We start from the raw sequence: 18,902 nt of genomic DNA, 5'->3' as shown, positions 1-18,902 counted from the left end.
GCCGTCGGCGACGGGACGCCGATGTCGGCGCCGTGCCGGATCCGGTCGCCTCGCGGCGCGGCGGTCAACGCGCGACGGGATCGCAGCCGCCGTTGGGGACGGATTACAGTCTCGGCAAGGTGATCCGGAACGTCGTGCCGACACCCGGGACCGATTGCGCCGTGATGCGTCCGCCATGCGCTTCGACGATGGTTCGGCAGATCGAAAGTCCGACGCCCATCCCGTTCGGCTTGGTCGTCTGGAAGGGTTGGAACAGCTTGGCGAAAATGGCCGGGTCGATCCCGCCGCCCTTGTCCTCGACGACGATCTCCTTGAAGGCGTTGCATTCGGAGGCGCTCGCCGTGATCAGGATCCTCCGCTCGGCGCGGCCCGTCATCGCCTCCATGGCGTTCCGCATCAGGTTGAGAAGCACCTGCTGGATCTGAATGCGGTCGACGAAGACGTGAAGGTCGGGATCGACGCGGACATCGAGGTCGATGCCGACATGCTTGGAGCCGATCATGGCGAGGGCGCAGGCCTCCTGCACGATCTCGCCGAGCCGTTCGCTCTGCCGCCGTCCCTCGGTTCTCGACACGAAGCTGCGGAGCGAGCGGATGATCTCGCCCGCCCTGAGCGCCTGGTTCGCGGCCTCGCCGACGGCCTCGCCGACGGCCCCGAGATCGGGCGCGGGGTCGTCGAGGAAGACCTTGCAGCCGCTCAGGTAATTCGCGACGGCCGTCAGCGGCTGGTTCAGCTCGTGCGCCAGAGACGACGCCATTTCGCCGAGCGCCGTGTAACGCGACATGTGCAGGAGCTCGGCCTGGATCTCGCGGATCCGCTCCTCGCCGACCTTCCGGTCATGGATGTCCTCGGTCGATCCGTACCAGCGGATGATCCGTCCCTCCGCGTCGCGCCGGGGAAAGGCACGCGTCTGGAACCAGCGATACTCCCCCGAACGCAGTCGGCAGCGATGCTCGATTCCGTAGGCATGGCCAGTCTTGATCGCTGCGGCCCAGGTTTCGAGCGTCGGCCCGAAATCGTCGGGATGGAGCGTGTCGGCCCATGTCTCGCCCAGTCCCGTCCGTCCCGTCAGTTCGAGCCATCGCTCCGAGACATTGCTGATCCGTCCGTCGTGGTCGGCCGTCCATGACACCTGGGGATTGAGTTCCACCGCGTGACGGTAATTGTCCTCGCTTTCGCGCAGGCGTTCCTCCATGCGCAGTCGCTGGCGATCCGCCAGAACGCTCGACGTCTTTTCCGTGCAGACGCAGAGAAGCCCTCCGACCGTGCCGTCGCCGTTGCGCACGGGATTATAGGAAAAGGCGAAATACGCGTCCTTCAACCCCTCGCCGCGGTCGAGCTTCAGTTCGATGTGATCCATGTAATGGGAACCGCCGGCGAAGACGCCGTCGACGAGCGGCTTCAGGCTTTCCAAGGCTTCCTTCCAGACGTCCAGGAAGGGCAGGCCGAGCGCATGGGGATGTTTGAATCCGAGAAGCGGCGCATAGGCGTCGTTGTAGACGAGCGTGCGTTCCGCGCCCCAGAGGAGAAACATCGGCTGGCTCGATTCCACGAGCATCGCGATCATCGTCGCGGCCGCGATCGGCCATTCGCCGTAGGGTCCGAGAGCCGTCTTCGACCAGTCGTGGGCCGCAATGGCTTCGACCATGCCGTGACCCGCGGATGCCCGTGCTTCGCTTTCGTGCGCCAGGCGCACCGCCGCCAACTGCATGTCTCGATCCCTGCAACGCCAGCCGCCGAGGTCGCGCTGACCGGCTCCGCCGAACTCTTGCTCCGGATCACCAACCCTTGCGTGTCCTCGTGTCGAGGTCAAGTCGCAGGAGGGTCGAACCTGCGGCGGGAAAGGGCGCGGGCATGCGGTGGAGCGACGCAGCCGAGCCGGCTTCGTCGTACGGACGGGATCGGGTGCTCGGCGGCGGGCGCGATGGAGGGGCCAAACGAGCGGCGAGAGGCGACTTTCTTACGCCGGTGGGACATCGGTCAGGCCGGCGACGCGCTGCAGAGAGCGCCGATCCGCATCGCGGGCTCCAGGAGGCTGAGAAGGCCCACCAGCACGAGCCCCCATCCCATGGGCCGCCGGAGAAGCCGCGACGCGTTGCGCCAGCGAGCGGCCGAGGCGGCCGTTCCGAACAGCGCAAGGGTCAGCGCGGGAACCGTCGCCGATCCGAAGCCCAGCATGAAGACGGCACCGCCGAAGGACGAGCCGGAGAAGGTCGCGGTCAGCAGGGCGGAATAGACCATGCCGCACGGCGCCAAGCCCCAGGCCATTCCCATCACGATGGGGACGGGCGCATATCGGCCGCGGGCGCAGCCGGACGAACTCGCCCGGACCCTTGCGAGAATGAGCCGACCCGGTGCCGGAACGATCCCGGCGATCGACAGTCCGGACAGGACGAGGCTGGCCGCCGAAAGGCTCCGCAGGACTGCGTTCGCCGATGCGAGGTCGAAGAGCGCCGCCGTGGCGCCTGCGCCCGAGCCTGCCGCCGCGCCGAGGATGACATAGGTCGCCACGCGCCCGATCTGGAGGCCGAGCGCCTGCACCGCGGCGGCCTTGGGTCCGTCTCGATAACCCGATGCGAGAAACAGGGAGGCCGCGATCCCGCCGCAGATGCCGATGCAATGCACCGAGCCGGCCGCTCCGATGAGAAAGCCGCCGATAAAGCCCAGTCCATCCCCCATGCCGCCTCCCGTCGTGACGTGTCCTCGCGCGGTTGGCCGCATCGACGGGCGCTCCGTCGCCGGACCGTCCCGCCGCCCGTGCGCCTCGACCCGTGGCGCGGGCGCGCCTTGATCGAGGACGATCGTCCGGTCCGGCCGTCCGGTCATTGATCGAGAACAAGGCGGACGGCGTGAGCCGCCGAGGTCCCCGTCACCGCCTGCCGCGTTGCGTCGGCTTGACGCGGTCACCTCGGACGAACGCGTTGGGGCGACAGCGGCCTTCGAGCGCGAACGCTGTCCCGGCCGCTCCGCCGAACCCGCGCGTCCTTCAGCCGAGCGCCGACCTCAAGCGTGCGCGATGCTCGAGCGAGCCCTGGCCTCAGGCGGCCCGGCGCAGGGGCGGGGGCTTCACGACAGCCGGGCCGGCGGCGGGGGGAGTCGGCTGGTTCCGGATCGAAGCCTTGTCGGACGGCGTCTCCGACAGCGAGGCGATATGGGCGTTGCCCTCGGCGATGAGCTTTCCGATCTCTCCGACGGAGAGCCCCGCCTTTTCCGCGAGGCTCCGGATCTCGTGGGCGATGATCGCGAAGCCGCGTCCGGCTTCCTGGGCGCGGGCCGCCTCGATGCCGGCGTTCAGCGCGAGGAGGTTCGTGTCCCGGGCAAAGCCGCTGATCGAGGCGACGATCCGGGTGATCCGCTGCAGCATATCCGCCATGGCGGCGGTCGAGTGGGCGGTCGCGGCGCGCTTGGGCGTCACATCGACGCCGCACATGAGAACGCGGTTGGGCTTGCCTTCGAGATCGTCGATGATCGTGAAGAAGGCGTCGAGCCAGATCGGCGCGTCGTCCTCCCGGGGCCAGGCCAGCTCCTGGCGGAACGAGCCCTCCTTCAGGATCCGCGCGACGTTGCCGTCCTGAAGGAGAGCGCCGAGCTCGGTCCGGAAAACGGCGCCGCCGGGCCCGGACTGGTTGGAGGTCAACGGTTTGCCGTCGAGCGTCCATTCCGCGATGACGTTGGCGGTTCCGATCGCGTCGAGCTTGACGTTGAATTCCATCGAATGCTGTCGCGTCTGCGTGACATTGGCCTGGATCGAGATGAAGCGGTCGATGGCGCCGTCGCGGCCGCGCACGGGATTGATCGCGAGACTGATCCAGTAGGGCACGCCCTTCTTGTCGTAGTTCAGGATCTCTTCGTAAAAGGCCTCACCCTGCCGAAGGCGGCCGCGAATGCGATCGACCGTCGTGCGATCCGTCTTCGGTCCCTGGAGGAAGCTTCCGGGAACGCGCCCCATGACCTCGGCCGCGCTGTAGCCGGTCAGCCGCTCGAAACCGCGGTTCACGTAGATGATCCGCTGGTCGCGATCGGTGATCACGACGGAATTGTCGGTCTCGTCCGCAACGAGGGAGAGGAGGTTGAACTTCTCCCTCTGCTGGACCTGTTGGGTGATGTCGGTCGCGTATTTCACGACTTTGAAGGGCTTGCCGTTGAGACCGAGGATCGGGTTGTAGCTGGCCTGGATCCAGACCTCCCGGCCGTTCTTTCCGATCCGCTTGAACTCGCCCGCGACGAAGGTTCCGGCCTGAAGGTCGCGCCAGAAGGTCCGGTAGGCCATCGTCTGCCGCTCGTCCTCGGCGACGAAGACGCGGTGATGCTGTCCGACGATCTCGTCGAGACGATAGCCCAATGTGTGCAGAAAGTTCTCGTTGGCGTCGATCACCAGTCCGTCGAGCGAGAATTCGATGACCGCCTGAGATTTGCCGATCGCTCCGATCTGGCCCGCGAAATCCGCCGCGCGCAATTTCGCGGCGGTGATATCGGTGGCGAACTTCACGACCTTGAAGGGCTTTGCGTCCGTGCCGAGGATCGGATTGTAGCTGGCCTGGATCCAGACCTCGCGGCCGCCCTTGCCCAGGCGCTTGAACTCGCCGGACTGGTGAGCGCCCTCCCGCAGGTGCGTCCAGAACTCCGCGTATGCCGGGGTTTTCGCCGTCTGCGCATCGACGAAGATCCGGTGATTGCGACCGATCACGTCCGCTCGCTCGTAGCCCAGCGCTTCGAGGAACAGCGCGTTCGCGTCGAGCACCGTGCCGTCGAGGTCGAAGGAGATCACCGCTTGGGATAGGGAGATCGCCTGGATCTGGCCGGCGAAATCGGCGGACTGGAGCTTGGCGGCGCTGATGTCGGAGGCGACCTTGACGACGCGCTCGCAGCGGCCGTCCGGCGTCATGACGGGATTGTAGGAGCCGTGGATCCAGACATCGCGGCCACCCTTGCCGATCCGGTGGAACTCTCCCGTCAGGGACGAGCCCGAGCGCAGATCCCACCAGAACCTGTCATAGGATGCGTCGGCGGCCTCCTCGGGCGACACGAAGATGCGATGGTGGCGGCCGAGGATCTCCGATTCCTGATAACCCATCAGCGACAGGAAATTGGCGTTGGCCGAGAGCACCGTGCCGTCGGCGTCGAACTCGATCACCGCCTGCGATCGTTCGATCGCTCCGAGGGTTCCCCGCAGTTTCGACGCCTGAAGGGCCGCCGCTTCCCCCCGCTTTCCGCGATCTGTCCATCCAAACACGTCGTTTCCTCCCGCCATCGACCCAGAACCGGCATGCCGTCCGTCGCCGCGAGCGGAGGACATCCTCGGAGGATCGCTGTTTTCCGAAGTCGCAATGACGACGTTCGGTCATGACGATCTGTCCGCCTGAACGAAGTGCAGCGAGGAGCGCTAACGAAAAAACAATTGGTCAGTGAGTAATAATGCTTAAAATCGGCGTGTATCCCCGTCTGCCGGCAACCCCAGCGCTAGTTCCGGTTCCCAATCGATAGAAAACCAACATCTGCAGGCCTGCTGGGACGACGTCGCCTCGCGGGGCACAGGCGGGAGGCGGCGAGAGCAACCTTTGGCATTGCGTCGATACGAGCAGTATAAATACGCATCATATATGAACAATCGCGAAGATGATGTTATGCAAGCGAGAAGGGTATTTTGGCATATGGAATGGCAACCTGATTTCCCTGCCAAACGATATGGATCCACCCAAGATGTATAGAGCAGCAGCGGCTCTGATCGCCGCCATCCTCCTGCCCGGCGTCTCGACCGCGGCCGACCTTCCCCTGCCGAAGGGCGCCGTGGTGCTGAAGGTCACGGGCGAGATCGAGAACACCAACAACGGCCGGGAGGCCGATTTCGACATGGCCGCCCTCGAAGCGATGGCGGGCCGGGAGGCCCGCATGGCGACGCCTTGGACGGAGGGCAAGACGGCGTTCAGCGGGCCGTTCCTGCGCAGCGTCCTTGCGAGCGTCGGCGCGCGCGGCAAGACCATCAGGCTCGTCGCGCTCAACGACTATTCGGCCGAAATCCCCGTCGGCGACGCGACCGATCTCGACACGATCCTGGCGACCCGCAAGGACGGGAAGCCGATGTCGGTCCGCGACAAGGGCCCGCTCTTCCTGATCTATCCCTTCGACCAGTCGTTCGAATTGTACAATGAGAAGTACTTCTCCCGTTCGGTCTGGCAGATCAAGGAGCTCGTGATCCTGCCATGACGCCGGAACTCGCCAAAGGGGAGGACATCGTTCGCAAGTCGGCTCGGGCGACCTGGGCGCTGATCGCCTGTTCGCTCCTGCTTCTCGCCCTTCTGGCCGCGGCCTACGCCAATCTCTGGATCCGGCAGACCGATCTGCGCGACGGCATTCGCGAGGACGCTCTCTGGGCGGTCTACCAGGTGAGCCGGGAGGCGCGGACGCTGAAGGAGACGATCGCGGCGGCCGAGCGCCAGGATCGGATGACGCAGGCCGACCGGGACGGCCTCCTCCTTCGCTTCGATATTCTCTACTCGCGCATGTCGATCCTCGAGACGACGGAATACGGCAGCTATTTTTCCGTCGACACGTCCATCGACGTCGTCCGGACCCGGTTGCGCGACCTCATCAAGGGTCTTGAACCCGAGTTCGACCGGCTGCGGGATGCTCTTGCGGACATGTCGCAGATCGCTTCGATCGAGCGTTCCACCGCGGATCTGGTGGCCGTGTCGGAGGACCTCTTGCTGCGAACCAACAGCGCGCTTTCGGCGGCGCGCGCCGATTCGCGTGCCGAGGTCATGCATCTCCAGACCATCACCGCCTGGATCGTGCTCGCTCTCGCCGTGTCGGCCGCTCTCCTCATCGTCAGCCTCGTGCGCCGGCTGCGCGCGACACGGGAGGCCGGCGAGCAGATCCGCATCGTGGCGGGCCAGATGTCGGCGGCCTTCGAAGCGGCCGAGGCCGGCAATCGGGCGAAATCGGAATTCATGGCCACGATGGGCCACGAGATCCGAACGCCGCTGAACGCCATCCTCGGCATGGCGGAGCTGCTCTCTCTGTCCGATCTCGGCAGCGAGGACGCCGACAGCGTTCGCGCGATCGGCGCCTCCGGCACGGCGCTCCTCGAAATCATCAACGAGATCCTCGATTTTGCCAAGATCGAGCACGGCGATGAATCGCCCGAGCGGATCGCTTTCGATCCGATCGACGTCGCCCGCCAGTCGATCGGCATCGTCGAGGGAAGGGCCCGCGAGCGCGGCAACGTGCTGCAGTTCACGGATGTCGGCATCGAGGGCTTCTATCTCGGCGACCCCACGCGCCTGCGGCGCGTCCTCCTCAACCTTCTCAGCAACGCGGTGAAGTTCACCGAGAACGGTCACGTGCGCCTGGCGATCCGCGAGGTCGGCGACGAGAATGCCCTGCGGCTTCGCTTCGTCGTGTCCGATACGGGGATCGGAATTCCCGAGACGTCCCGCCATCTCCTCTTCCAGGCCTTCAGTCAGGTGGACGGGACCATCGGGCGCCGTTTCGGCGGAACGGGCCTCGGCCTCGCGATCTGCAAGCGCGTCGTCGAGGCGATGGGCGGCACGATCGGCGTCGACAGCGAACCCGGCATGGGCAGCCGGTTCTGGTTCGAGGTGCCGGCGCTCCGCACGTCGAGCCTGCCGATCGGCGCTCCGGAGGATGCCGGCGATGCGGAGAACCTGCCTGGGCTCGACATTCTGGTGGTGGAGGACAACGCCTTCAATCGAGCCGTGGCGGGCCGGTTGCTGGCGGCCCTCGGGCAGAGGGTGGTCTTCGCCGAGGATGGCGAGGCGGCCGTCTCGATGTCCGGCGAACGGCGCTACGATCTCGTCCTCATGGACATGCAGATGCCCGTCATGGACGGCGTCGAGGCGACCCGCCGCATCCGCAGGCCCGGCAATCCCAATGGCGCCACGCCGATCGTCGCCTTGACGGCGAACGCATCCGAGGCCGATCGGCGTCGATGCATGGAGATCGGGATGAGCGACTTCGAACCGAAGCCCGTTTCGATGGCTCGTCTCCGCTCGCTGATCGTCAAATGGGCGCCGGACGCAGCGGAGGAAGGCGCGCGGCCCTCGTCCCGGCAAAGCGCCGCCCCGGGTCCGGAGGCTGCCGCCGTTCCTCGGGCCCCCGAGGTCCCGGCCGAGGCCGTGTCCCGCGACGTGGCGGATGTCGACGAGGCCCGCGTCGCCGATCTCATCGCGGCGATCGGCGAGGAGGGGCTCGACGAACTGCAGGACGCGTTCCTGGAGGATGCGGGACTGCTGCTGGCCGAACTCGCCGATGCCATGCGCCGCAACGACGGCGTGCTGACCGACCGGGTTCTGCACACGATCAAGGGCGCGGCCTCCAACGTGGGCTACGGCGCGATCGCCGAACTCGCGGAACGACTGCGCACGTCACCGCGTGACGGATGCGCGCACGAGACGATCTCGGCAGGACTTCGGCGCCTGTCTGCAGGAAGATCCCGCACGGGGGAAACGGCATGAATCAGAAGCTGAAAATTCTTTTGGTGGACGACAACCGCACGAGCCTGATGCTCATGGGCAAGCTCGTGGAGCAGACCGGCCTCTGTTCGCCGGTCTCCTATTCGAACCCGCTCGCCGTGGTCGAGGACCTGCCGCGGATCGACTTCGACTTCGCGGTCGTCGATTACCAGATGCCGGGCATGAGCGGGATCGAGCTCATCGCCGAACTTCGGCGCCATCCCGGCAATATCGACAAGCCGATCGTCGTCGTGACGGGCGACCACCATGCCGAGCTGCGCCTCGCCGCCCTCCAAGCGGGCGCGATGGAGTTCCTGACGAAGCCGATCGACCCCGTGGAGTTCACGACACGCGTGCGCAACCTCGCCCGGCTCTGCGAGGTGCAGCGCAAGCTCGCCGATCGCGCCGCCTGGCTGCGCGCGGAGGTCGATGCCGCCGTCGGGGAGTTGCGACGGCGCGAGGAGGAGATCATCCACCGCCTGACGCTGGCCGCCGGCTACAAGGACGAGGATACGGCCGCCCACACGATCCGAATGGCCCGGATGTGCGGCGACATCGCGCGGGAGATGAACCAGCCGCCCGAATTCTGCCGCGATATTGAACTCGCGGCGCCGATGCATGATATCGGAAAGGTCGGCATTCGCGACGACGTCCTTTTGAAGCGCGGTCGGCTCGAAGATCCGGAAATGGAGCACATGCGTGAGCACGCCCGCATCGGAGGCGACATTCTCGAGGGCTCCTCGTGCGACCTGCTGCAACTGGCGTCGGTCATCGCGATGACCCACCACGAGCGCTGGGACGGAACGGGTTATCCGAATCATATCTCCGGCACCGGCATTCCTCTCGCCGGACGGATCGCGGCCGTCGCCGACGTCTACGACGCCCTGATCAGTTCGCGTCCCTACAAGCGCGCCTGGTCCGTGCAGGAGGCGACGGACTACATCGCGGCGCAGTCCGGACGGCAGTTCGATCCGTCCTGCGTGGAGGCCTTCCTGCGCGTCGCCGACCGGCGCGAACCGGCAACCGAGGTGGCGGCATGACGCGGCCCTGCCTGCAAAGGCACCGCGCCCCGATGTCCGCCGGCCGATCAACGCCGATCGCGGTTTCCGGCACGGACCAAAGCGTGGGCCTTCGATGCCGCTGACGGCCTTCCGCCAGGAGCCAGCCGCGACGCCAGCCGGTGCGTCAGGACATGGCCGGATGGCCCAAGCGATCGCGCGGCACGACTGGACGTCGACCTCGCTGGGGCCGCGGGAGGCTTGGCCGAACGCGGCCGCGACGATGGTCGCGCTGATTCTGGAATCCCATCAGCCGATGTTCCTCCTCTGGGGTCCCGAGCGGACGCTGGTCTACAACGACGCCTATGGTCCGCTCCTCGGATCGAAACATCCCGAGGCCCTCGGCCGCCCGTTTCTCGACATCTGGTCCGAGGCGGCCGACAGTTTGAAGCCCCTCGTCGACCGCGTCTTCGAGGGAGGCGCCAACTACATGCAGGACATCCGGCTGATGCTGGAGCGCGGCGAAGGCCTGAAGGAGGCGCATTTCGCCTTCTCGCACAGTCCCGTGCGCAGCTGCGACGGCTCGGTCGGGGGACTCCTGTGCGTCTGCACCGAGACGACGGCGGGCGTCATCGCCGAGCGCAGCCGGATGCTGGTCGAAGAGCGCCTGCGCGAAAGCGAGGACAATTATCGCCACGCCGTGGAGCTCAATCCGCAGGTGGCCTGGACCGCGACCTCCGACGGACAGCTCGATCGCGTCTCCGAACGCTGGTTCGACCTCACGGGCTCGACGGGCCTCGGCGGCAGCTGGGCGGAGGCGATCCATCCGGACGATCTCGATCCTTCGATCGAGACGTGGCGGTTCGCGGTCCGCGACTGTCACCCCTACAATATCGAGCATCGGGTTCGCCTGCGATCGGGCGAGTACCGCTGGTTCCATTCGCGCGCCTATCCCCGCCGCGACGGGGCGGGGCGCGTCATCCGATGGTACGGCTCGACGGAGGACATCCATGAGCGCAAGGTCGGGGAAGACCATCTGCGCTCCATTCTTGAAGTCGTTCCCGACGCCATGATCGTTTCCGACCGTTGTGGCAAGATCCATTCCTTCAGCGCTGCCGCCGAGCGCCTGTTCGGCTATAGCGCGGCCGATATCATCGGCTGCAACGTGCGCATCCTGATGCCCGAGCCTCACCGGACCACCCATGACGGCCACCTCGCCGGCTACCGGACCGCCGGCGAGGGCAAGGCGATCGGGGTCGGTCGCATGATGCTCGGCCGGCGGAGAGACGGCTCGACCTTCCCGATGGATCTGTCCGTCGGCGAGACGCAGGCCGGAGGGGACCGCTTCTTCACGAGCTTCGTGCGCGACCTCACGGAGAAGCGGGAGGCCGAGAAGCGCATCGGCGAAATCCAGGGCGAGCTTCTTCACATGTCGCGCTTCAGCGCGCTCGGCGAGATGGCGTCCGCCTTGGCCCATGAGCTCAATCAGCCCCTGACCGCCATCTCGATCTATCTGGGCGCCGCGTTGAAGGTGACGGAAGATCTGCCCGATCCGCTGAGCGGGGTCGACAGCCTGTTTCTGCGCGAAGCGATGCAGGGGGCGGCGGAACAGGCGATCCGGGCCGGCGAGATCATCCGCTCGCTCCGCAGCTTCGTGTCGCGGACGGAAGGACGGCGCGCGGAAGAGGCGCTGCCAAGGCTGGTGGAGGAGTCCTGCGCCCTCGCGCTCATCGGATCGCGCGAGGCGGGCGTGGCGCTGCGGGTCGAGGTGGACCCCACGGCGCGCGTCTTCGTCGACCGCATCCAGATCCAGCAGGTCATCCTGAACCTCGTCCGCAACGCGATCGATGCCATGGCGGATCGTCCGGTGCGTGAACTCTCGATCGCCGCGCAGTGCGCCCCCGGCAGCGGTTTCATCGAGATTTCGATCGAGGACAGCGGGCCGGGCCTCGCGCCGGAAATCGCCGCCAACCTCTTCCAGCCCTTCGTGACGACCAAAACGAACGGCATGGGGGTCGGTCTTTCCATCTGCAGGACGATCGTCGAGGCGCATGGTGGTCGCATCGAAGCCAGCCGCACCCCGGCCGGCAGAACCCGTTTCAGCTTCACGCTTCCGGAACCGGCCGGCACGGAGGAACGAGATGTCGCATGAAGCCGTGGTCCATGTGATCGACGACGACGATGCCGTTCTGCGCTCGGTCAGCTTTCTCCTGAGGGCTCATCGTCTTCCCGCACGCACCTACGCCTCGGGCCGCGACTTCCTCGAGACGACCGTCGCGGGCATGGCCGGGTGCATTCTCTGCGATGTCCGCATGCCGGGCATCGACGGCATCGAGCTTTTGCGCCAGCTGCGCGAGCGCGACCTCTATCTGCCCTTTCTCGTCATGACGGGTCATGCCGATGTCGCCATGGCGGTGGAAGCGATGAAGACGGGCGCCATGGACTTCATCGAGAAGCCGTTCGCCGACGAGCGCCTCCTCGTCATGGTGCGCAAGGGCCTCGCTTTGTCCGAAAGCCAGCGTTCGCAACGTGAGCGCCTTTCGGAGGCCCGGCAGAGGCTCGCCGTGCTCAGCGCCCGCGAACGGGAGATCCTGACGGCCGTTTCGGAGGGCAAGGCCAGCAAGGCCATCGCCCACGATCTCGGTCTCAGCGTGCGCACCGTGGAGGTTCATCGCAGCAACCTGATGGCGAAGCTGCGCGTCGAGAACGCCGCCTCCGCGATCGCCCTGCTCCGCAAGGCGGAGGGCGACGGCGTCGATCCCGGCCTTCTCCGCCCCTGACGTCGGCGCCGCCCGCCCGATCCCTGTCGTCATCTTCGGCGGGGCCGCCGGATCCGCAGAGCGAGGTTTCACCCTCGATCGAACCGGCACCAGAAGCCCGGATCGGGTGTCGGCTATAGATAACTTCAACTGATCTAAGTGTTTTCACAATCGAAGCGGCGGTCGATTAAGCCTATGAGTTCATAGGCTTTAACAAGGACAACGGCATGTCGACCTCGAACGCCGGCGATGACGACGATCTCGCCACGATCCAGAATCTCGTGATGGAATTGGCGAGTGAAGTCGACATGCATTACGACGCGTTCGATGGCCTGGCCATTCGCCAAACCGTCGCCGCGATCGCTGCCGGCCGCCTGCTGCTGCAGCGTCGGGGACGGATCGTCTCCGACGATGTCGACGCCATTCTGGAAAAGTTCTCCCTGGCGAACCGCCCCGACGCTTCGGTGGTGGCTCTCGTGTCGAACGGCAACCGCACCCGCCATTGAAGCAAAGTGCGATGATGCCGAATTTCGCGGTCGGATCTCTCGATCGCGAACGCGTCTCGAAGGTCGACGTCGAGACGCGGCGCTTCGATCGCGGTCGGCTTGGCGGAGAAACGAGCCGGCGATCAGTGGAGCGAGTTCTGAGCCACGGGGAGGCGGTCTCGGGCCATAGCGAGGGGGGCGGTGCGGTGGCGTCGGTTCCGGCAGGGGCCCGGCGTTCCGCCAAGGCGCCGGAGCGGGTCGTCTGCCAGGGACGGGATCGCCGAGGGCGCGCGTCTCCAGCGCTCCGTCGAGACCCGGGACCGCCGCCTCATCGCAGTGCCTTCGAGGCAACGTCTTCCCAACCGAGAGGAGGGGGCGACATGCCGGACCTTTCTGGTCGGGCCGAACTCGCCGGAGCCGGGCGAGCCGCGCTTCGCTCGCGGACCTCCCACGACATGCTCTCCGTCCGTGTGAATCCGATGCGACGCCTTCTCCTATAGGATGCGAACCTGGGTTGAAGCTGGACGATCTCTCATCATCGCTTTGGATCGACGATCCGAAGGGAAACCGGAGCGCGTCGGCATCGTCTGGCGGCCATCGAGGTCGGCAGACCGCCTCGAAGGCCCGGGTAAAGCCGATGAACCATCCTGTCGGCGCACAGGATGCGTCCGGCATCGCGTTCCCGCGCGGGGGGAAGGGGGGAGGTGGCAACGATCGACGATCGACGATCGAGGCGGGTACCGATGGAGGCGTCTTGCAAACAGGGGCATGAAGACGTGCTTCGCCAGCGTCCCCCGGCCGGGTCTCGGACTCCAGGGTCGGGTCTCGGACGATCGCCCCTCGGTCGCGGTCGATCCACGCCGGAGCGTTCCATCGTCGCCCCGCTTGTCTCGCACCCATCCGCCGGATCCGGTCCGAGCGCAGCAAGGGTCCAGCGCGATGTACCCGCCTTTCCCTCGCTGCGCTCGTGGCCGATCCCCCGCTCCAGGTGGACGCCTTCGGCCGCTCCCAACAGCCGACGCATCTTCTGAGCACCCGACCCTGCAAGACCCCCCGATCCTGCAAGCGCGCTGGCCTGGACGGTGCGATGCCCTTCCAGGTTGCCTTTGACTACGTTGCCGAGCGCCTGTCACCCTCGCAAAACTTCGTACATGCGGGTCGGACGCCGCGACGAGCCCGGAGCCGGTCCCTCATCCGAAGGATACGACGGCGAAGCAGATGGCGAGGAGCGACATCAGCCAGGCGATCGATGCCCAGCGCTCGGATTGCCGTCTCACTGCCTTGCCGTCACCCTCGTCGCGCCGGAGACGGCTCTTGGAGCGCAGCACGACGTGCGCGAGCGTGAAGAGGAGCACGAAGGCGATCTTGGCGTGGAACCAGGCGTTCACCCCGGGGCCGTTCGTGCCGAGCCTGCTCCAGAACAGCATCGCACCGGTGATCCAGACGAAGACCACCGTGAAGGTCGCGATGTCGCAGAGCGTCCGGCGCAGGAGGTCGAGGCCGGCTTCGGTCTCCCGCCCGACGCTCGCCCGCAACGCGATATACTGTGAGAGGGTCAGTCCCGACGCCATGGCGATCATGATGAGGTGGGCGATCTTCAGGAGCTCACGCATTCCGGGTCCTTCCCTCGCGCCTTTCGGCGTCATCGAGGTCCTCGATGAGAATGCGGGCGCCGGCTCCCTCGAGATCCTCGTACTGTCCCGATTTCAGCGACCAGAGGAAGCCTGCAAGGCTTGCGAGCCCCAGCCCGAGAGCGACGGGAATGAGGTAGAGGAGGGCGCTCATGCCACGGCTCCGGCGAGGGAGCGCCGGCCGCCGCCCCGGGCGACGATCCCGCGCCATCGCGAGAGGGCGAGCGGCAGCATCAGCGCATTGCCGACGACGAGGATCGAGGATGCCGACATGGACACGGCGGCGATCAGCGGCGTCGCGGCGCCCATGACGGCGATCGGGACCGCGATCACGTTGTAGCCGATGGCTAGAACGAGGTTCTGCAGGATCTTTCCGCGCGCCGCACGGGCGGTGAGGAGCGCCTCGACCACCGGCTGCAGCCGATCGCCGGTGAAGACGAGATCGGCGGCGGCCTGAGCGATGTCGGCGCCCGTGGCCGGCGACATCGAGACGAAGGCGGCCGCCAGCGCCGGCGCGTCGTTCATGCCGTCGCCGACCATCAGCAAGCGCCGGCCACGGCGGGCGAGTTCCTCCAGCGCGGCGAGCTTTCCTCCGGGAAGGCAATCGCCTTCGAAGCGCTCGATGCCGGTCTCCCCCGCGATGCGCCCGACGGTCGCGCTGGCATCGCCGGAGAGAAGATGCACGTCGAGCCCGAGCGCGAGAAGGGCCTTCACGGTGTCGGCGGCATCCGCGCGCGGATCGTCGGAGAAGCCGAAGCGGCTGATCGTGCCGTCCTCGCGGCGCAGCCAGACCTCCGTACCCGGCACCTCGCTCGCCAGCCCGTCCGCGACCCATTGCGGCCGGCCGAGACGGACCTCGCGTCCTCCGGCGAAGGCGACGACGCCGCAGCCGGGGCGCTCCTGCGCGCCCTCGATCGGCGCCGGCCGGATGCCCCGGGCCCGGACCGCCGCCGCGAGCGCGAGGGAGAGCGGGTGCCGGCTCGCGCCCGCCAGAGCGGCGGCGAGGGACAGGGCATCGGGGTCCTCCGGCTCGCGCACGAGGCGGGGCCGTCCAAGGGTCAGCGTGCCGGTCTTGTCGAGGACGACCGTATCGACCTCGCTCAATTTCTCCAGAGCCGCGCCATCCTTCAACAGGATGCCCCGTGCCAGCAGGCGCCCGGCCGCCGTGACCTGGACGGCGGGCACGGCAAGGCCGAGCGCACACGGACAGGTGATGATGAGAACCGCGACGGCCGTCGTGATGGCGGCGTGGAGGCCGGCGCCGGCGAGGAGCCATCCGCAGAGCGTCAGGAAGGCCGTCGCGTGCACCACCGGCGCATAAAGGCGGGCGGCGCGATCCGCGATCCGCACGAAGCGTCCGCTGGAGCGTTCCGCCGCTTCCATCAGGCGGACGATGCCGGCCAGCAGGGTGTCGCCGGCCGGCGCGGTCGCCGCGACGTCGATGAGGCCCGTGAGGTTCAGGGCGCCGGCATGGACGATGGCCCCTTCCGCGACCGCGTCGGGGAGAGGCTCGCCGGTCAGGAGCGAGCGGTCGACGTCGCTGGCCCCGGCGACCACGATTCCGTCCACCGGTATGCGCTCGCCGGCCACGACCCGGACCGTGTCGCCGATGCGCAGCGATGCGACGGGCAGGCGCGACGTGCGGCCGTCCGCGCCGAGGAGCGTCGCGGTGGCCGGCGACAGCGACAGGAGCCGTGCGGCGTTGCTTCTCGCGACATCGCGCATGCGCTCGTCGAGCACGCGGCCGACGAGGAGGAAGAAGAGGAGCGTCACCGAGCCGTCGAACCAGGCATGCGGTCCGTCGATCGCCGTCTCGTAGAGGCTGAGCAGCGTGGCGACCACGACGCCGATGGAGATCGGAACGTCCATGTTCGTCGTGCCGTGCCGGAGCGCCTTCCAGGCGGAGCGGAAGAAGGGACGGCCGGCGTAGATCACGGCGGGAATGGCGATGGCGGCGGAGAGCCAGTGGAAGAGACCGCGCGTCGCGCCTTCGGCGCCCGACCAGACCGAGACCGACAGGAGCATGACATTGGCCGAGGCGAAGCCGGCCACCGCCATGCAGCGAATGAGGTCGCCCTGGCTCTTCGAGCCTCCGGCCTCGAAAGCGGCGGCATCGAAGGGGCGCGCATCGCGCCCGATACCGAGGAGGGCGTCGAGAACGGGCTCCGGCCGTCCCGTTTCCTCGAGGGCGACGGTCAGGCGCTTGGTCGTGAGATTGGCGCGCGCATGACGCACGCCCGGAACGCCGGAGGCCGTGCGTTCGACCTTGGCGAGGCATCCGGCGCAGTGCATGTCGGAGACGAGAAACTCGGCGTGGCGCGTGCCGTCGGAATCGAGCCTGACGGTGATGGGATCGAGGGGCCGGGCGCGGACCGGCGTTTCGAAGGAGACGTCGTCGCGGTTCAGCGTGGCGGCGGACAGCATGGTCGTCACCTCAACGGGCCGTCAGCGAGCGCGTCTCGCGCCAGACGAGTTCGCCGTTCCGGCGGCCCTCGATCTCCGCCAGCCAGCGCCCGCGGGGAAGCGCTTCGGCGGTCTCATAGCCATGGGATGCCGGGTGGAGGGACAACTCGCGGTCGGTCGCAGCGCTCGCGGGGCGTCCGACGAGCGCGCTGACCTCCAGCCCCGCGATGTCCCGTTTCTCGGCGTCGAGGAGCGTCAGAGCGAGGCGTCCGTCCCGCACTTCGAGCGTCGAGGTCCAACCCTTCGCATCCTGTGCGGCGGCGTCCTGAAGCAGGCGGTCGTAGGTCTGGCTCGCGACGTAACCGTTCTTGGCGTTGAGGCCGGGGAAGGTGGAGATGGCGAGGTAGGCCATGATCAGGTTGACGGTGATGATGGTGCCGAAGAAGAGGCCGACGACGCCGGCCATGTGCCGGCCTGCGAAGGCGAAGGTTCCGCCGGGCTGCGGGGTCGGCTGCTGCTTCCGGATCATCCGCGTGGTCTTTCCCTGGCTTCGAAATGAGCGGGGCGGCGAGCCGCCTCGGTGCCGTCGCGATCGACGACGGTGAAGGCGAAGTCCTGCGGCTCGACCGACGGGCCGGGACGCTCGACGAAGACGCGGACGTCGAGCACCATATCCGGCGGCACCACGACGATCGTGTCTCGGGCGCGTCGTTCGTCGGTCGGCGTCCACAGGACGGCATCGGAGAGACCGTCGAGCCCGATGACCAGGGTCCGTGCGACGCCGGCCTTGTTGACGAGCTTCAACTGGTAGCCGTTGCGCACGCTGCCGTTGGAAAGGGTGGTGAAGAGCGGCGCGCGATCGTGAAGAACGGTCAGCGCGGTGTCGCCGCGCGTCGCGAGCGCGACCATCATGGCGAGGCCGATGGCGCTCCAGAGCGTGAAGTAGAGAAGCACGCGCGGCCGCAGGATCTTGGACAGCGCCGGGCCCGTCTGCTCGGCCGTCGCGACCTCCCGCCCGAGCGAGGCCGCCGTCTCGGCGTGCCGCCGGACGTCGGCGAGCGTCGAATAGGACACGAGGCCCCGAGGCTTTTCCAGCTTGTCCATCACGCGGTCGCAGGCGTCGATGCACAGAGCGCACGTGATGCATTCGAGCTGCTGCCCGTTGCGGATGTCGATGCCCATCGGGCAGGCTGCCACGCAGGCGTCGCAATCGACGCAGTCGCCGACGTCGTGCCCGGCGGCGATCTCCCGCTTGGCGTGCCGCGAGCGGGGCTCCCCGCGCCACTCGTTGTAGGTGACGATCAGGGACTGCTCGTCGAGCATGGTTCCCTGGATGCGCGGCCAGGGGCACATGTAGGTGCAGACCTGCTCGCGCATGAAGCCCGCAAGCCAAAAGGTCGTCGCCGTCAGGAGCGCGACGGTGGTGTAGGCGACGGGCGCCGCGGTGCCGGACGCCATGTCGAAGGCCAGCGTCGGCGCATCCTCGAAGTAGAAGACCCAGGCCCCGCCCGTCGCCGCCGCGATGAAAAGCCAAGCCGTCCAGACGGAGAGGCGCTTGCGCAGCTTGGAAAACGTCCAGGGCGCCGCGTCGAGCTTGCGCCGCGCATTGCGATCGCCCTCGATCCAGTTCTCCACCGCGACGAAGAGGTCCGTCCAGACGGTCTGCGGGCAGGCATAGCCGCACCAGGCGCGGCCGGCGACGGAGGTGATCAGGAACAGGCCGAGCGCGGCCATGATGAGAAGCCCGGCGACGTAGTAGAATTCCTGCGGCCAGATCTCGATTCCGAAGAAGTAGAAGCGGCGGCGGGCAAGATCGAGCAGCACGGCCTGGTCCGGCGCCGTCGGTCCGCGATCCCAGCGGATCCAGGGCGTCGCCCAGTAGATGCCGAGCAGGATCGCGACGATGATCCATTTCGCCGTCCGGAACGGCCCCCGCACCTTCGAGGGGAAGATCTTCTGCCGCGCCACGTAGTCGGAGCGTTGTTCGCGGTCGTTGACCGGCTTGACGTCGCCCGGGGCTCCGCCGTCAGCACCGGTGCGTTCGCGACGGGAACGCGGGTCGTTGCTGATCGTGTCGACGACGGTCGCCATGGACATTCCCCGGGAAAAGGACGGGCTTCACGATGTGTGCAAGCCCGTCTGATGAACCGTCTAG

At 67.3% G+C, this 18,902-nt stretch carries 14 protein-coding genes; 6 read left to right on the top strand and 8 right to left on the bottom strand.

The window, feature by feature from the left end:
• Nucleotides 1-103: 103 nt before the first annotated feature.
• From ASG43_RS02040 to ASG43_RS23695, 3 genes are all read right to left on the bottom strand, one after another.
• Entirely contained in the window at nt 104-1,711 is a 1,608-nt protein-coding gene (locus ASG43_RS02040; RefSeq protein ID WP_082490541.1) for an ATP-binding protein, read from the bottom strand.
• Between the two features lie 269 nt (nt 1,712-1,980).
• Nucleotides 1,981-2,679, bottom strand: a complete 699-nt coding sequence (locus ASG43_RS02035; RefSeq protein ID WP_162244657.1) for a sulfite exporter TauE/SafE family protein — start codon at nt 2,677-2,679, stop codon at nt 1,981-1,983.
• 358 nt (nt 2,680-3,037) lie between these two features.
• Nucleotides 3,038-5,233 (bottom strand): PAS domain-containing methyl-accepting chemotaxis protein, encoded by a 2,196-nt coding sequence (locus tag ASG43_RS23695; protein ID WP_056499628.1) that lies wholly within the window; start codon nt 5,231-5,233, stop codon nt 3,038-3,040.
• A gap of 467 nt (nt 5,234-5,700) precedes the next feature.
• On the opposite strand from ASG43_RS23695, the gene ASG43_RS02025 reads away from it, so the two are divergent.
• The 6 genes from ASG43_RS02025 to ASG43_RS02000 all read left to right on the top strand — a co-directional run bounded on the left by ASG43_RS02025 (nt 5,701) and on the right by ASG43_RS02000 (nt 12,734).
• Nucleotides 5,701-6,204, top strand: a complete 504-nt coding sequence (locus tag ASG43_RS02025; RefSeq protein ID WP_056499627.1) for a molybdopterin-dependent oxidoreductase — start codon at nt 5,701-5,703, stop codon at nt 6,202-6,204.
• On the top strand, nt 6,201-8,474 hold the full coding sequence (locus ASG43_RS02020) for an ATP-binding protein (RefSeq protein WP_056499625.1): 2,274 nt from the start codon (nt 6,201-6,203) through the stop codon (nt 8,472-8,474). Before ASG43_RS02025 ends, ASG43_RS02020 begins: the two co-directional genes overlap by 4 nt.
• Entirely contained in the window at nt 8,471-9,511 is a 1,041-nt protein-coding gene (locus ASG43_RS02015; RefSeq protein ID WP_056499624.1) for an HD domain-containing phosphohydrolase, read from the top strand. The genes ASG43_RS02020 and ASG43_RS02015 overlap by 4 nt, the downstream gene beginning before the upstream one ends.
• Nucleotides 9,512-9,671: 160 nt before the next feature.
• On the top strand, nt 9,672-11,621 hold the full coding sequence (locus tag ASG43_RS02010) for a PAS domain S-box protein (RefSeq protein ID WP_056499621.1): 1,950 nt from the start codon (nt 9,672-9,674) through the stop codon (nt 11,619-11,621).
• Nucleotides 11,611-12,249, top strand: coding sequence for a response regulator (locus ASG43_RS02005; protein ID WP_056499620.1), 639 nt, complete (start codon nt 11,611-11,613; stop codon nt 12,247-12,249). Before ASG43_RS02010 ends, ASG43_RS02005 begins: the two co-directional genes overlap by 11 nt.
• Nucleotides 12,250-12,455: 206 nt before the next feature.
• Nucleotides 12,456-12,734, top strand: a complete 279-nt coding sequence (locus ASG43_RS02000) for a hypothetical protein (RefSeq protein ID WP_056499617.1) — start codon at nt 12,456-12,458, stop codon at nt 12,732-12,734.
• A gap of 1,169 nt (nt 12,735-13,903) precedes the next feature.
• Here ASG43_RS02000 and ASG43_RS01995 read toward each other — a convergent pair.
• Genes ASG43_RS01995 through ccoG form a run of 5 tightly spaced genes read right to left on the bottom strand, consistent with a single transcriptional unit; the run spans nt 13,904 to nt 18,838 of the window.
• Complete coding sequence (locus tag ASG43_RS01995; RefSeq protein ID WP_056499616.1) at nt 13,904-14,326, bottom strand: DUF2214 family protein; 423 nt, start codon at nt 14,324-14,326, stop codon at nt 13,904-13,906.
• The gene (ccoS, locus tag ASG43_RS01990; RefSeq protein ID WP_056499614.1) at nt 14,319-14,498 is read right to left on the bottom strand and encodes a cbb3-type cytochrome oxidase assembly protein CcoS; all 180 of its coding nucleotides are present in this window, start codon (nt 14,496-14,498) and stop codon (nt 14,319-14,321) included. The genes ASG43_RS01995 and ccoS overlap by 8 nt, the downstream gene beginning before the upstream one ends.
• Nucleotides 14,495-16,768 (bottom strand): heavy metal translocating P-type ATPase, encoded by a 2,274-nt coding sequence (locus ASG43_RS01985; RefSeq protein ID WP_082490622.1) that lies wholly within the window; start codon nt 16,766-16,768, stop codon nt 14,495-14,497. The genes ccoS and ASG43_RS01985 overlap by 4 nt, the downstream gene beginning before the upstream one ends.
• 10 nt (nt 16,769-16,778) lie before the next feature.
• Nucleotides 16,779-17,276, bottom strand: coding sequence for a FixH family protein (locus tag ASG43_RS01980; protein ID WP_056499612.1), 498 nt, complete (start codon nt 17,274-17,276; stop codon nt 16,779-16,781).
• Complete coding sequence (gene ccoG / locus ASG43_RS01975; RefSeq protein WP_082490621.1) at nt 17,273-18,838, bottom strand: cytochrome c oxidase accessory protein CcoG; 1,566 nt, start codon at nt 18,836-18,838, stop codon at nt 17,273-17,275. Before ccoG ends, ASG43_RS01980 begins: the two co-directional genes overlap by 4 nt.
• Nucleotides 18,839-18,902: the final 64 nt, after the last annotated feature.

Source organism: Aureimonas sp. Leaf454 (genome assembly GCF_001424685.1).
Lineage (GTDB): Bacteria > Pseudomonadota > Alphaproteobacteria > Rhizobiales > Rhizobiaceae > Plantimonas.
The sequence above is the reverse complement of the archived record's forward strand: the minus strand, read 5'-3'. Positions and strand labels throughout refer to the sequence as shown.